13 protein-coding genes are annotated in these 14,069 nt (G+C 61.8%); 4 read left to right on the top strand and 9 right to left on the bottom strand.

The window, feature by feature from the left end:
- Positions 1–85 precede the first annotated feature (85 nt).
- The 5 genes from DOM57_RS02895 to DOM57_RS02875 all read right to left on the bottom strand — a co-directional run bounded on the left by DOM57_RS02895 (position 86) and on the right by DOM57_RS02875 (position 3,292).
- Positions 86–1,345, bottom strand: coding sequence for a hypothetical protein (locus tag DOM57_RS02895; protein ID WP_239496097.1), 1,260 nt, complete (start codon positions 1,343–1,345; stop codon positions 86–88).
- The gene (locus DOM57_RS02890; protein ID WP_110647728.1) at positions 1,342–1,740 is read right to left on the bottom strand and encodes a DUF2069 domain-containing protein; all 399 of its coding nucleotides are present in this window, start codon (positions 1,738–1,740) and stop codon (positions 1,342–1,344) included. Before DOM57_RS02890 ends, DOM57_RS02895 begins: the two co-directional genes overlap by 4 nt.
- Entirely contained in the window at positions 1,737–2,381 is a 645-nt protein-coding gene (wrbA, locus tag DOM57_RS02885) for an NAD(P)H:quinone oxidoreductase (RefSeq protein WP_110647727.1), read from the bottom strand. Before wrbA ends, DOM57_RS02890 begins: the two co-directional genes overlap by 4 nt.
- Positions 2,382–2,402: 21 nt before the next feature.
- Positions 2,403–2,747: an arsenate reductase (glutaredoxin) gene (gene arsC / locus DOM57_RS02880; protein ID WP_110647726.1), complete on the bottom strand. Its 345-nt coding sequence runs from the start codon at positions 2,745–2,747 to the stop codon at positions 2,403–2,405.
- Positions 2,748–2,869: 122 nt separating this feature from the next.
- A complete protein-coding gene (locus tag DOM57_RS02875) occupies positions 2,870–3,292 on the bottom strand; it encodes a gamma-glutamylcyclotransferase family protein (RefSeq protein WP_162619429.1) in 423 nt (140 codons plus the stop codon).
- A gap of 167 nt (positions 3,293–3,459) precedes the next feature.
- Between DOM57_RS02875 and smrA the strand changes: the two genes are divergently transcribed.
- Positions 3,460–4,059, top strand: coding sequence for a DNA endonuclease SmrA (smrA, locus tag DOM57_RS02870; RefSeq protein WP_110647724.1), 600 nt, complete (start codon positions 3,460–3,462; stop codon positions 4,057–4,059).
- 53 nt (positions 4,060–4,112) lie between these two features.
- Here the strand turns inward: smrA and DOM57_RS02865 are convergent, their stop codons facing one another.
- The 3 genes from DOM57_RS02865 to metH form a co-directional block, all read right to left on the bottom strand.
- Positions 4,113–4,655, bottom strand: a complete 543-nt coding sequence (locus DOM57_RS02865) for a DUF934 domain-containing protein (protein ID WP_110647723.1) — start codon at positions 4,653–4,655, stop codon at positions 4,113–4,115.
- A complete protein-coding gene (locus DOM57_RS02860) occupies positions 4,648–6,300 on the bottom strand; it encodes a nitrite/sulfite reductase (RefSeq protein ID WP_110647722.1) in 1,653 nt (550 codons plus the stop codon). The genes DOM57_RS02865 and DOM57_RS02860 overlap by 8 nt, the downstream gene beginning before the upstream one ends.
- A gap of 116 nt (positions 6,301–6,416) precedes the next feature.
- The gene (gene metH, locus DOM57_RS02855; protein WP_110647721.1) at positions 6,417–10,163 is read right to left on the bottom strand and encodes a methionine synthase; all 3,747 of its coding nucleotides are present in this window, start codon (positions 10,161–10,163) and stop codon (positions 6,417–6,419) included.
- A 233-nt stretch (positions 10,164–10,396) separates the two neighbouring features.
- Between metH and nfuA the strand changes: the two genes are divergently transcribed.
- Complete coding sequence (gene nfuA / locus DOM57_RS02850) at positions 10,397–10,984, top strand: Fe-S biogenesis protein NfuA (protein ID WP_110647720.1); 588 nt, start codon at positions 10,397–10,399, stop codon at positions 10,982–10,984.
- Positions 10,985–11,211: 227 nt separating this feature from the next.
- Complete coding sequence (locus DOM57_RS02845; RefSeq protein ID WP_204352844.1) at positions 11,212–12,198, top strand: TAXI family TRAP transporter solute-binding subunit; 987 nt, start codon at positions 11,212–11,214, stop codon at positions 12,196–12,198.
- A gap of 280 nt (positions 12,199–12,478) precedes the next feature.
- Here DOM57_RS02845 and DOM57_RS02840 read toward each other — a convergent pair whose 3' ends face one another.
- Positions 12,479–13,450, bottom strand: a complete 972-nt coding sequence (locus DOM57_RS02840) for a DNA-binding protein (RefSeq protein WP_162619428.1) — start codon at positions 13,448–13,450, stop codon at positions 12,479–12,481.
- A 181-nt stretch (positions 13,451–13,631) separates the two neighbouring features.
- Here DOM57_RS02840 and DOM57_RS02835 point away from each other — a divergent pair, with 181 nt between their 5' ends.
- A complete protein-coding gene (locus DOM57_RS02835; RefSeq protein WP_110647717.1) occupies positions 13,632–14,060 on the top strand; it encodes a SufE family protein in 429 nt (142 codons plus the stop codon).
- Positions 14,061–14,069: the final 9 nt, after the last annotated feature.

Here is a 14,069-nt window from a genome sequence, read left to right as displayed (position 1 = left end):
CGGTTGTCATCATTGCAGTCTTTGGCCGCGCGTCAAGGCGTGCTTAAGTCGCGGCCGGCGTCGGGTAACGGTGACATGTATGCACCTAAGTGGCGGCAGCGTGCAGCGCCAGCACCAGCCCGCAGCAAAACCAGCCGATTATCGCGTAGGGCAGATTCCAGCCCAGCATGTCGCGAACCTTGATCTGATAGCGCACGCAGATCGCCAGGTTGCTGCCGGAAAGAGGGCTGCTGCCGGTACCCAATGCCCAACACATCAGGAACAATATCCCGAGCAGCGTGGGATCCGGGTTCAAGGGGGCGATAAGCGGCGCCAGCGTGGCGACGCCGATCAGCGGGTGAATGCCGCTGAAGGAGACCACGACGATCACACCCAGCGCGAGCCAGGCGTGCCAGTGGCCGAAGTGATCGATCGGCAAATCCAGGCCATCGGGCAGGCTGGCGAGCAGGGCGGCGAGACCGGTGGAGATGACTCCGGCGCCGAGAAACAGGGCGAACTGTGGTGCCAGGCGCTGCAATCCTTGGGTGAACTGATGGCGCATGCGTGAACGACGCTCGCTCCGGGGCATCAGCATGAACGAGAATACCGGCGACACCATGGCGATGATCAGCGGGATCGAGAGATCGGGCCAGGCAAGATGCATGCTGACCACGGCGATCGCCAGCAGGCAGGGCATCAACAGCGCACTTTTCTCGATCGGATAACCGACGAAGGGCTCTTTCAATCGTGCGACATCGACGAAATTCAGCACCAACAACAATGTAGCAGCCAAGAGACCCCATGGCAGCAGGCCCAGATAGTTGAGCCCCGGGGCGTAGGTCAACGCCACTCCCATGGCGACGAAGAACGGCGACCAGGCCGCCGCCGCGGTAAAGCCACGACCAACGATCAGCGCCTGGGAGCGGGTCAATCGCCCGGCATGCTGCATTCGCTCGCCGAAGAGAAAGACCACCGACAGGTTGATGGCCGCGCCAAACAGGTGCGCGCCCAGCATCGTCCCGAACAGACTGCCGGATTGTGCGTCGCGAGAGGTGGCGCGCTTGGCCTGGGGCGTGGCCATGGTGAGGAAGCTGACCCCGGCGAACATCATCAATAGCGACTGGTTGATCGTCAGCGCGTGGAGTAGCGAGTAAGGGGTGCCACGAAACAGGGCGATGACCCATAACGTGACGCCGAGCCCGAACAGCACGCCCGCCTGGCGGCGAGAGGTACGCGGCAATTGCCGGAACAGACGTAGCGTTGCCAGCCAGGCCAGGATGGCGGCCGGCCACATCGGCCAGCCGAACAGGCTACAGACCACGCTGAGCACCAGCATGGCGAGAATCAGCACGCTGGACGGCCTCATGAGGCGTTGCGGTCGAGTCGACCCCGCCAGCGGACGTAACAGAAGGCAGCCACTGCGAGTGCGCCGGCGGCCACGATTTCGGCGAACACCAATACTGAGCCGCCGCCCTTGGAGACGATCATGGCGCCCTGGAGTACATAGAGCAGCCCCAAGGCCGTCAGCCAGATATGACCGCGGCGACGGCGCATCAGCAGGGTCGGCAGGAACAGGACCAACGGCAGGATGCGCACCAGCAATGCGGCTGCCTGCGCATGCTGCTGAAAATAGTGCCAGAGGCCGCTTGCGATCAGGAGAACGAGCAAGGCGCCATAGGCCAACCATACGGCGCGACGTGCTTTGGCAACCGCTTTTGACAGCTCCTGTCGCTCGGCCTGCCTGTCGAGCCAGTCGCTCATGAGCGCCGTTCCCGCATATGTCTCAGCCCAAGGGCCAGCTCGGCGAGCCGGCGCCCCTGAGCGCGGGCGAGCTGGCGTTCGTCGTCGTCGACTTCACGTGAGGCGTCCGGCCCGGCCAAATGGCTCACCCCGTAGGGCGTACCCCCGCTTCGCGTGTGAATGAGACGAGTCTCGCTGTAGGGGAGACCTGCGTAGACCATGCCGTGATGCAGTAGGGGAATCAGCATGGTCAGGAGCGTGCTCTCCTGACCGCCATGAAGGCTGGCGGTAGAAGTGAACGCGGTGGCGGGTCGGTCGATGAGCGCGCCATTCATCCATAGCCCGCTGGTCGTATCCAGAAAATACTTCAGCGGCGCGGCCATGTTGCCGAAACGGGTCGGGCTGCCGAGTGCCAGACCGTCGCAATGTCGCAGGTCGTCTTCGGTGACGTAGATCGCCCCCTCTGCGGGGATTTCCGCCTCGGTAGCCTCGCACACGGGGGAGACGCCGGGGACCGTGCGCAGGCGGGCTTCGATCCCGGAGACGCCTTCGATGCCCTTGGCCAGCTCCTCGGCAAGGGCACACGTTGCTCCATGGCGAGAATAGTAGAGAACCAGGACGTAAGGCGTGGACGCAGCTTGCGCAGCCTTCGATTCGCCCATGAATTTTCCTTGTATGGTCGATTAGATCAATTGCAGCACGGCGTGCGGTGGGCGGCCGATGACCGCATAGTCGCCATCGTCGACAATGGGACGCTGCAGCAGTCGTGGATGTTCGGCGATGGCGTCGATCATTTGGCTCTGGGTCGGGGTGGCGATACCCAGCGCGTGCCACTCTGGCTCGTCGCGACGCAACATCTGGCCCGCGTCGTCGCCCAGTCGCTTGGCCAGCGCCAAGAGCGCTTTGCGGGAAAGTGGGTCTTCCAGATAGCGATGGACGCTCACTTCGATACCGCGGGATTCCAGCAGGGCAAGGGCCTCGCGCGACTTGGAACAGCGAGGGTTATGGTAGAACGTGAGCTTTTCCATCGATTGTTCAAACCTTTGGTTGATGACGAAGCATTGTACGGGTTAAGCCACCGACGCCTCAATCCGATGAATCATCCAGTATCGTTTATACCGTTATCTTTTCTAATTCCAACCCTACCCACTCAAATTCGTCGATAGACCCAGACAATCGAACCGTCAGCCAATTTGACGCTTTCACGCTCATAGCGCACACCCAAACGCTCGTAGCGATCCAGGGCTTGGAGCGCTTCCGGCGTCACCGTTAGGACTTCACCTTCGACCTTGGCGCCCGTCTCCGGTCTGATATCCAGATCATGCCGGCGGTAACCGGTGAGCGTCGCGGAGCGGGTCCCGATAGGCGTGCCCATGATGACCCAGCGGAGCAGATCGTTGCGCAGGGTGCCGTAGACGAAGACGTCTTGCTGCTCGACTCTCTGATCGATGACAGCCGGCTCCGCAGGGTGATAGCCGTAGGGACTCATGAAGGTATACCAGAAACATCCGGCACCGGCGGCCAAAGTCAGGAACATCACCAGCAATAATCCTTTCAAAAGACGTAACACCATGGTTGGTCCCGGTTCCTTGGGCGACTGTCGATACCAAGCTAGCCTAGCCGACTCATGGCATCGCGCGTAACGAAAGGGCGGTGCGATGGATATTGATAACGCAATCGAACCTCGTGCTAGCATCGAAGGTCGAAAGTCTATCCATTTGCCCACGGAGGAACGCCATCATGAGTCACGCGGCCAACGACTATCAGGCATTCCGCCGAGCTTTGGGTGATGACGTGCGACCACTGACCAAAGGGCGCGACAAGGCAGCGGTCGATCGAGGACAGCGACAACCGTCGGAGGCACAGTTGGCACGGCGCGAGAGCGCGCAACGGGTCGATGACGATGAGCGGGACTTCCTCTCCGATGAGTTCGTCGACTTGATTGGCGCGCATGACCCGATCGAGTATCGCCGCGACGGCATTCAGTTGGGTGTCCTCGAGCGCTTGCGTCATGGAGGCTATGCCGCGGAGGCCCGCCTGCACATCATGCGCATGCCGGTCATCGAGTGTCGTCGAGCGGTATGCGCTTTCCTGCGTGAGGCCCATGACCATGACTTGCGCAGCGTGTTGATCGTCCATGGCCGCTCCAGCGATGACGACGGGCGCGCCAATGTCGTTCGCTCCTACCTGTATCACTGGCTCACGCAGTTCGACGAGGTGCAGGCTTTCAGTTCGGCGCCGCCTCAGCAGGGCGGGCTCGGGGCCACCTTCGTGATGCTGCGGAAGTCGGAGCGGGCGAGGGCGCGCAATCGCGAACGCCAGCAGAAACGGCGGGGCTGAAACGCGCGAACCCCGGCCATGGCCGGGGTTCGCACATACAAACCATTCAAGCGTTAATTGACGCGATGCTCACGCAGTCGGCGTGCGAATAGCGGCTCGTGCAGATCGACCGCCGGTTGGTAGCTGACACTGAACGCCTTCAGCGCACGCAGCGCCGTTTCGATTTCCTGATCCTCGCGCAGGGCCAGGGCGTCGAATCCGCAGCGGCTCATGTAGTAGAGCTGATCGACCAACACATCCCCGATCGCCCGAACCTCGCCGGCATAGCCGAAGCGTTCGCGCAGCAGACGGGCCAGCGTATAGCCGCGACCGTCGGTGAAGGCGGGGAAGTCGATCGCCACCAGTGCCGCCTTTTCCAGCTCGCCGGCCAACGCCGGCGTCAGCTCGGTATCGCTCGGCAGCCAGGGAGCCAGGTCGCTCTGATCGGCATGCGATAGCCACAGCGCCAGAGGCACGATGGCGGGACGGCTCTCCGGCAGCATGTCTTCATCGCGTGACAGCACCCACGTATCGGTAACGTGCTGCCCCAGCTTGATCAACGCGGCAGTGGAGGTCACGACCTCCTGCGCGGCGACTTGAGATTCCGATTCAGGCATAGACACGCTCCTTGAACGGCTGATGACCAATGCGGCGATAGGTGTCGAGGAAGCGTTCATCCGCGAGGCGCTTTTCGACGTAGACTTGCAGGACCTTGTCGATCACCCCGGGAACGTCTTCGCGATAGAAGGAAGGGCCCAGGATCTTGCCCAGCGAGACGTCGTCGTCGGCGTTGCCGCCCAGCGAGATCTGGTAATACTCCTCGCCTTTCTTGTCGACGCCGAGAATGCCGATGTTGCCGACGTGGTGATGCCCGCAGGCGTTCATGCAGCCTGAGATGTTGAGATCGATCGGCCCCAGGTCGTAGAGGTAGTCGAGATCATCGAAGCGCTCCTGGATCGCCTGGGCGATAGGGATCGAAACTGCGTTGGCCAGCGAGCAGTAGTCGCCCCCCGGGCAGCAGACGATATCGTTGAGCGTCCCCACTGTCGGATTGGCCATGCCGAGCGCCTCGAGTTGGTGCCAGAGGGCCTCGATCTCGTCCACCGGCACGTCGGACAGCACCAGGTTCTGCTCATGGGTGACACGCAGCTCGCCGAAACCGAAGGTCTCGGCAAGGTTCGCCACCGCTTCCATCTGATCGGCAGTGACATCGCCGGGGGCGTGTTCGCGACGTTTGAGCGACAGGGTGACGGCCTTGTAGCCGGGCACCTTGTGATCCATGACGTTGTTGGTCACGAAGCGCGCGAAGGCACGGTTTTCCTTGCGCAACTGCTCGTAGGCCACGATGGCGGAGTCGGCCACCGGACGGCGCTCGGGTTCGGGAAAATGGGCACGTGCGGCGTCGACCACTTCCTGGGTGAGCGTTTGCGAGCCATCCTTGAGGTGCGCCCACTCGGCTTCGACGCGGCGGGTGAATTCCTCAACGCCCAGTGCCTTGACCAGAATCTTGATGCGCGCCTTGAACTTGTTGTCGCGCCGGCCGAACTGGTTATAGACCCGCACGATCGCTTCGAGGTAGGTCAGCAGATGCTGCCAGGGCAGGTCTTCGCGCACGACCTCGCCGATCATCGGCGTGCGGCCCATGCCGCCGCCGGCCAGCACGCGGAAACGCAGCTCCCCCGAATCATTCAGCCATAGACGCAGGCCGATGTCGTGGACGTGGATCGCGGCGCGATCCTCGGTGGCGCCGGTCACTGCGATCTTGAACTTGCGCGGCAGGTAGGCGAACTCCGGATGCAGCGTCGACCACTGGCGAATCAGTTCGCACCAAGGGCGCGGATCGACCACTTCGTCCTTGGCGATACCGGCGAACTGATCGCTGGTGGTGTTGCGAATGCAGTTGCCGCTGGTCTGGATCGCGTGCATCTGGACCTTGGCCAGATCGGCCAGGATATCGGGTACATCTTCCAGCGCGGGCCAGTTGAGCTGCAGGTTCTGGCGCGTGGTGAAGTGGCCGTAACCGCGATCGTAACGGCGGGTGATCGCGGCCAGTGCGCGCAGTTGGTGGCTGCTCAGCATGCCGTAGGGAATGGCGATACGCAGCATCGGGGCGTGACGCTGGATATAAAGGCCATTCTGGAGGCGAACCGGACGGAACTCCTCCTCGCCGAGCTTGCCGGCGAGGTAGCGATCCATCTGATCGCGGAACTGGTTCACGCGCTCGTCGACGAGCGTCTGGTCATAGGAATCGTAACGATACATCGGGCCTGATCCTGCTAGTCATGGACTGCCAATGAATGCACCTTAACGCGCATGTTTTATTCTACAAAAGAATAAATACTCATAGTTTATTGCCTTATCGTTATTACGCCGGGCCATCAGGAAGCCAGTGCGGCATTCTCACCCTCATCGGCGTCCGGATCGTATGAGAGTACCGGCATCAGCCAGCGCTCCATCTCGCCAAGCGCCATATCCTTGCGTCTTGCCAAGGCCTCGACCTGGTCGCGGCCGATCTTGCCGGTGGAGAAGTACTTCGAATCCGGGTGGGCGAAATACCATCCCGAGACCGCCGCCGCGGGCCACATGGCAAAGCTGTCGGTCAGCACGATGCCGGTGTTGTTGGTGGCGTCCAGCAGCCGGAACAGCGTCGCTTTCTCGGTGTGATCGGGGCAGGCCGGATAACCCGGCGCCGGGCGGATGCCCTGGTATTTCTCGGCGATCAGCGCCTCGTTGTCCAGTGTCTCGTCCGCTGCGTAGCCCCAGAACTCCTTGCGCACGCGTTCGTGAAGACGTTCGGCGAACGCTTCCGCCAAGCGGTCGGCCAGGGCCTGGACCAGAATCGCATTGTAGTCGTCGCCAGCCGCCTCGTAGCGCTTGGCCAGCGCGTCGACGCCATGCCCGGTAGTGACGGCGAAGCCGCCGATCCAGTCGGGCTTACCGCTGGTCTTGGGGGCGATGAAGTCCGCCAGACTGTAGCAGACCCCATCGCGGCCCTTGGCGCTCTGCTGACGGATGTGGTGGAGGTGCTCGATCACGGTCCCACGACTCTCGTCGGCATACACCTCGATGACGTCGTCGTCGACGCTGTTGGCCGGCCACAGGCCGATCACGCCGCGCGCCTGGAGATGGCGCTCATCGATCAGCTTGCGCAGCATTGACTGCGCATCGCGGAACAGGTTGCGCGCCGCTTCGCCGACCACTTCGTCCTCGAGAATCCTGGGATATTTGCCGGACAGTTGCCAGGTCATGAAGAACGGCGTCCAGTCGATGAATCCGGCCAGCTCATCGAGATCGTAATCCTCGAACACGGTGAGCCCCGGCTGAATCGGCTCGACCGGGTCGAAGCGATCCCAGTCGGCCCGGAAGCGGCGTTCCCGGGCCGCGGCGTAGGTCAGATCGGCCGCCTTGGGGCGGCGCTTGGCATTGCGCTCGCGAACTTTCTGGTATTCGCGCTGGATATCGGCGAAGTAATCCGCCTTCTGGGTAGAAGAGAGCAGCCGGCTGGCAACGCCGACCGCGCGCGAGGCGTCGCTGACATAGATCACCGGCTCGTCGTACTGCGGCGCGATCTTGACCGCGGTATGCGCTTTCGAGGTGGTGGCGCCGCCGATCAGCAGCGGCAGCTCGAAGCCCTGGCGCTTCATCTCCTTGGCAACGTGGACCATCTCGTCGAGCGACGGCGTGATCAGGCCGGAGAGGCCGATGATATCGGCGTTTTCCTCTCGCGCGGTCTTGAGAATCTTGTCGGCGGGAACCATCACGCCGAGATCGATCACGTCATAGTTGTTGCACTGCAGCACCACGCCGACGATGTTCTTGCCGATGTCGTGCACGTCGCCCTTGACCGTGGCCATCACGATCTTGCCCTTGGATTGGGTGTCGCCGCTCTTCTCCGCCTCGATATAGGGAATGAGGTAGGCGACCGCCTGCTTCATCACGCGGGCGGACTTGACCACCTGGGGCAGGAACATCTTGCCGGCGCCGAACAGATCGCCGACCACGTTCATGCCGTCCATCAACGGGCCTTCGATCACTTCGATCGGCCGCGCGGCAGCCAATCGGGCTTCTTCCGTATCGGCTTCGATATAGGCGGTGATGCCCTTGACCAGGGCATGCTCGATGCGTTTATCGACTTCCCAACCGCGCCATTCCAGGTCCTCTTTCTTCTCACCGCCGCTACCGTCGCCCTTGTACTTGTCGGCGATATCGAGCAGGCGTTCGGTGCCGTCATCGCGGCGATTCAGCACCACATCCTCGACCGCTTCACGCAGTTCGCTCGGCAAGTCGTCGTAGACCGCCAACTGGCCGGCGTTGACGATGCCCATGGTCATGCCGGCCTTGACCGCGTGATAGAGGAATACCGAGTGGATCGCCTCGCGCACCGGGTTGTTGCCACGGAACGAGAAGGAGACGTTGGAGACGCCGCCCGAGATCATCGCGTGGGGCAGGTTGGCGTGAATCCAGCGGGTCGCTTCGATGAAATCGACGGCGTAGTTGTTGTGTTCCTCGATCCCGGTGGCGATGGCGAAGATGTTGGGATCGAAGATGATGTCCTCGGCCGGGAAGCCGATTTCGTCCACCAGCAGCCGATAGGCGCGTTGGCAGATCTCGGTCTTGCGTTCGAAAGTGTCGGCCTGTCCCTGTTCGTCGAACGCCATCACCACGATCGCGGCACCGTGACGCCGGCATTCGGTGGCTTGAAGACGGAAGGCTTCCTCGCCTTCCTTGAGCGAGATCGAATTGACGATCGCCTTGCCCTGGATGCACTTCAGGCCGGCCTCGATGATCGTCCACTTGGAGGAGTCGACCATGATCGGCACGCGGGCGATGTCGGGTTCGCCGGCGATCAGATTGAGAAAGCGCACCATCGCTTCCTCGGACTCCAGCATGCCTTCGTCCATGTTGATATCGATGACCTGGGCGCCGTTCTCGACCTGCTCCAGGGCGACTTCCAGTGCGGTGGTGTAATCCTCTTCCTGGATCAGCCGCTTGAAACGGGCGGAGCCGGTGACGTTGGTGCGCTCGCCGACGTTGACGAACAGCGAGCCGGCCTCGATGTTGAACGGCTCGAGCCCGGAGAGACGACAGGCGGCGGGGCGCTCGGGCACGCGGCGCGGCGTCACCCCTTCGACCGCTCGACGCACGGCGGCGATGTGCTCCGGGGTGGTGCCGCAGCAGCCGCCGATGATGTTGATCAGGCCGCTTGCGGCGAATTCGCCGACGATCGCGGCCATCTCCGCGGCGCTCTGGTCGTATTCGCCGAACTCGTTGGGCAGCCCCGCATTGGGGTGGGCGGAAACGAAGGTGTCGGCCTTGTTGGCGAGTTCTTCGAGATAGGGGCGCAGTTCGGCGGCGCCGAGGGCACAGTTGAGCCCGATCGACAATGGCCGGGCATGGCGCACCGCGTTCCAGAACGCTTCGGTGGTCTGGCCGGAGAGCGTGCGTCCGGAGGCGTCGGTGATGGTGCCGGAGATCATCACCGGCAGCCGTTCGCCACGGGATTCGAACAGCGCTTCGAGGGCGTAGATCGCGGCCTTGGCGTTGAGGGTGTCGAAGATCGTCTCGATCAGGATCAGGTCGGCACCGCCGTCGATCAGCGCTTGCGCCGCCTCGGTATAGTTGTCGCGCAGTTGATCGAAGGTCACGTTGCGCTTGGCCGGATCGTTGACATCGGGGGAGAGCGATGCCGTGCGCGAGGTCGGCCCGAGCACCCCGGCCACATAGCGCGGAATCCCGGTCTCGGCGGCGACGGCGTCGCAGACATCGCGCGCCAAACGCGCCGCCTCGCGGTTGAGCTCCGCTACCAGCGACTCCATGCCGTAATCGGACTGCGACAGCCGGGTGCTGTTGAAGGTGTTGGTCTCGACGATGTCGGCACCGGCTTCCAGATAGGCGCGGTGAATCGTCTCGACGATATCCGGACGGGCCAGCGTCAACAGGTCGTTGTTGCCCTTGAGTTCGCTCGGCCAATCGGCGAAGCGATCGCCGCGAAAATCCCGCTCGTCGAGCCGATAGTCCTGCAGCATGGTGCCCATACCGCCATCGAGGATGACGATACGTTCATTGAGTGTCCGGGTCAGTGCTTCGAGCGAACGCTCGGCGGCAGGGACGTTGTTGGCAGCCATGGCAGAAAGTCTCCGGCGGCGTTGGGTGACATGACGTTGAATGACAAAGGGCGTGCGATCGCCGTCACGCGGGGCAAGCATGGTATCAGAAAGCGTTGCCTGGCGAGATGCCCCAGCGCTTGGCGGAAAGCACATCGACGGGGTGGGATTATCTTGACCAAATCACTCGGGATTGTTTTGAGGCCAGCTTTTTCCTACCATAACGTGACATCTCAAGCAGAGTTCGCAGTGACATGAGCCAACCGATTCAGATCACCGAAAGCGGGCAGGAATATCTGGCCGAATTGCTGGCCAAGCAGAACGTCGATGGCATCGCCGTTCGCGTCTTCATCACCCAGCCGGGCACGCCCTATGCCGAAACCTGTCTGGCTTATTGCCGTCCTGGCGAGGAGGAACCCAGCGATGAGCGAATCGAGCTGGAGAAATTCAATGTCTTCCTCGACAAGAACAGCGTGCCTTTCCTGGAAGAGGCCGTGGTCGATTTCAATCCCGACCGCATGGGCGGCCAGCTGACGATCAAGGCACCGAATGCCAAGATGCCCAAGGTCAATGCCGATAGTCCCCTGGAAGATCGCGTCAACTACATCCTTTATAGCGAGATCAACCCGGGGCTGGCCTCGCATGGCGGCGAGATTCGCCTGATCCAGCTCACCGACGACCAGGTCGCGGTGCTGCAGTTCGGTGGGGGATGTCAGGGCTGCGCGGCGGTCGATCTGACGCTGAAGGAAGGCGTGGAGCGTACGCTGATGGAGCGCATTCCCGAACTGGCCGGCATCCGTGACGTCACCGACCATACCGATACGACCAACGCCTACTATTGATTGATTCGACTCTCCTTCGGCCTTGCCGGCTATCGTATCCCGAGGAGCGCTCCCACGAGCGCTCCTTTTTATTTGCTGTCATCTCCATAACCGGTAACGGTTGCGCTCACGTGGCGCGAGGCATTGCTTGTATGGGCGAGGCCAGAGGCGTCAGCGCTTCAGCTTGACCGACAACGGCCGATAGTCACGGTAGTACCCGAGTCATGGCCACTACGCAGGGGATACAGGTGAACGCGAAAATTCGGCGCCGTTGTGTCAGTCTGATAGTGATCTTCCTGATGCTACCAGCCATGCCGGGTAGGGCAGAGACGTCGCAGCCGGTCACGCTGGGAACGGGAGGTGTCACCGGAGTCTACCTGCCGGTCGGTCGCGAGATCTGCGAACTGTATCGTCAAGCGACCGGTTTCGAGTGCGAAGCCATACCGACTGGCGGCTCTCTCTACAACGCCAATGGCGTGCGTAATGGAGATCTCGATTTCGGTATCGTCCAGTCCGATATTCAATATGCCGCGCTACACGGTCGCGATGCTTTCTACGACAGCGGCCCCGACCCAGAGCTGCGAGCCGTGTTCTCGCTGCACGCCGAGGCCTTTACCGTGGTCGCGAAATCACCCGGAATTCAGCAATTCGATGACATGATCGGTAAACGGGTGAACGTCGGCAACCCCGGTTCGGGGCATCGCGCCACGCTCGACGCGTTGCTGGACATGCGGGGGGAGACGGAAGACATTTTCGCCCTGGCCGGCGAGCTAAAGCCCGAGGACATGACGCGGGTCATGTGCAACGATCGCCTGGACGCGTTCTTTTATGTCGTGGGTCATCCCTCGCAGGCGATCGAGGATGCAACCCGCCGTTGCGGGGCGCATCTGGTGAATGTTACCGGGCCGGACGTCGACGCTCTGCTAGAGCGGGACCCGTATTACAGCGTCACGGTCATTCCCGGAGGCACGTACGCCAATACCCCGTTCGACACGACGACTTTCGGCGTTCGTGCCACCTTGATGACGCGCGCCGATGTCGATGAGCAGACGGTCTACGATCTGGTCAAGGCCGTGTTCGAACGTTTCGATACGTTTCGCCGCGCTCATCCTTCGCTGTCCACGCTTTCGCCGCAGCATATGATCGAGTCGGGCCTGACGGCGCCCCTGCACGCGGGGGCGCGACGCTACTACGAGGAAGTCGGCCTGTTGCCGCCGTCCGGTCAGGGTCGCTAACTACGGTTGCTGCCTAGGGGCTGTTGACGTTTCGGCGCGAACCGCGTTGCTGCGCCAAATGGTGCCAGGCCAGGCGCGGGATGCAGGGAAGGGTGGTTCCCTTTTCCAATCCCGCAACGCCGCATGGCGCCATTTGCCGCGCAACCCGAAGGGCCGGGCCAGTTTTCGCACGGTGCTGCGTTATTCGTCGTTGATTTGGAACGACCAAATCACGCTCCTCACGCCTTGCCCCGCACAAAAACTGGCGCCGGCGCGGCCGTGCATGGAACGTCAACAGCCCCTAGACGGCGGTCGGGGGCAGGGCGGCGCGTGACAGCCGGTCATGCAGTTCACGATTGGCAGCGCGGAGGTTCTTCAACTCGGCTTCCAGACGCTGTTTTTCCTGCTGGATGGCACGCAAGCGATCGTCGCTGACCCGTTTTTCGCTTTCGAGCTTCTCCATGTGAATCTTGTCGGCACGCTGGGACTCCTGCAGCTGGCCGTATTGGCGGCGTTGCTCGGAGAGATCCAACTGCAACCGCTCGCAGCGTTGGTCCAGGGAGCTCAGACGCTGCTCGTACTGTTTTTCCTGCTTCAGACGTTCCTGACGGGCGTCGTCCAGCAGTTCCATCAGGCGCGATTCGGCCGACTCGTGACGTTTCTCTTCCTGTGCCAGCTTGGCCTGATGAGCCTGCTGCTGCTTGGCCATGGCCTCGCGGTGCTGCTTCTCGGCCTGTTCGAGGCTCTGCTGATGGCGCTGACAGGTCTGTTCGAGTTGAGCGACGCGCTTCTGCTGTTGGGCCTGGCTGGACTTGAATGACTGCAGCTCTGCCTGCAGATGGGCGGCTTCCGTGGTCTTGGCCTCCAGTCTTTCCTGAACGCGCAACATGTGTTCGTTCAAGGCTTCGAGGCGCTGTTCGGCATCCTCGCACTGGCGCTGAGCCCGATGGCGTGACTCGTCGGCCTCGCGGATCTGATCGTCCGCTTGTTGGCGATAGATGGCCAGCTTTTCGTAGGCGGCTTGCTGGGCCTTGTCCCAGATATCGGCGATCCAGCCCTCGAGCGCTTCGGGGCGCTCCAGGTTGCGCGGAATCGCCTGGACGGAGTCGCCATCCTGACGCAGACGCCATTCACGCAGATGATCGCTGATGGTGGTATAGCTGCCGGTACCGAGAAGTTCGCGTACCTTTTGAACGCTGACGGCTTCTCCGCGCTGTCTTAAAGTATCGATAGCGCGGCAGACATCGTCGTAACGAATCCCATTACGTGCCATGTGGAAGTTCCCTTGCGCTGCTGAATATGGCCGCGGTTTCTTTTTCAGGCGGCTCCTGACGATCAGCATAGGCCATTACGTAAGATAATACGTAAATATATGTACGTAATCAGCAAAACCATCGCTATGGGGGTGATTGACGACAGGCTTTATAATGAAGCGACACCAAATAGGAGACAACATGAGCACCGCACAGGCCCAAGCCGAACTACTCGATGAATTTTCTATGTTCGATAACTGGATGGATCGCTACCAGTACATCATCGATATGGGACGCCAGTTGCCGGAATACCCCGATGCCGACAAGGTGGCCGATTACAAGATCGAAGGCTGTCAGTCCAATGTCTGGCTGCGGCCCACGCAAGAGACAGGGCGGCTGCAGTTCCACGCCACTTCGGACGCCGCGATCGTTCGTGGCCTGATCGCGATTCTGCTGCGCATCTACAATGACCGCGAGCCTCAGGAAATTCTCGATAGCGAACCGGCGTTTCTCGCCCAGCTCGGCCTCGACAAGCATCTGTCGCCGACCCGCAGCAATGGCCTGCATGCCATGATCGAGCGCATTTACGCCATCGCTCGCGAGGCTCGGGAACATCAGCCTTTGCACTGACTCATCGAT

The organism is Salinicola peritrichatus, assembly GCF_003206715.1.
Taxonomy (GTDB): Bacteria; Pseudomonadota; Gammaproteobacteria; order Pseudomonadales; family Halomonadaceae; genus Salinicola; species Salinicola peritrichatus.
This window is presented reverse-complemented; position numbering and strand designations above follow the sequence as displayed.

Coding starts and splice junctions, on each gene's coding strand:
- DOM57_RS02895 (WP_239496097.1), bottom strand. CDS start 1,345: ATGAGGCCGTCCAGCGTGCTGATTCTCGCCATGCTGGTGCTCAGCGTG.
- DOM57_RS02890 (WP_110647728.1), bottom strand. CDS start 1,740: ATGAGCGACTGGCTCGACAGGCAGGCCGAGCGACAGGAGCTGTCAAAA.
- wrbA (WP_110647727.1), bottom strand. CDS start 2,381: ATGGGCGAATCGAAGGCTGCGCAAGCTGCGTCCACGCCTTACGTCCTG.
- arsC (WP_110647726.1), bottom strand. CDS start 2,747: ATGGAAAAGCTCACGTTCTACCATAACCCTCGCTGTTCCAAGTCGCGC.
- DOM57_RS02875 (WP_162619429.1), bottom strand. CDS start 3,292: ATGGTGTTACGTCTTTTGAAAGGATTATTGCTGGTGATGTTCCTGACT.
- smrA (WP_110647724.1), top strand. CDS start 3,460: ATGAGTCACGCGGCCAACGACTATCAGGCATTCCGCCGAGCTTTGGGT.
- DOM57_RS02865 (WP_110647723.1), bottom strand. CDS start 4,655: ATGCCTGAATCGGAATCTCAAGTCGCCGCGCAGGAGGTCGTGACCTCC.
- DOM57_RS02860 (WP_110647722.1), bottom strand. CDS start 6,300: ATGTATCGTTACGATTCCTATGACCAGACGCTCGTCGACGAGCGCGTG.
- metH (WP_110647721.1), bottom strand. CDS start 10,163: ATGGCTGCCAACAACGTCCCTGCCGCCGAGCGTTCGCTCGAAGCACTG.
- nfuA (WP_110647720.1), top strand. CDS start 10,397: ATGAGCCAACCGATTCAGATCACCGAAAGCGGGCAGGAATATCTGGCC.
- DOM57_RS02840 (WP_162619428.1), bottom strand. CDS start 13,450: ATGGCACGTAATGGGATTCGTTACGACGATGTCTGCCGCGCTATCGAT.
- DOM57_RS02835 (WP_110647717.1), top strand. CDS start 13,632: ATGAGCACCGCACAGGCCCAAGCCGAACTACTCGATGAATTTTCTATG.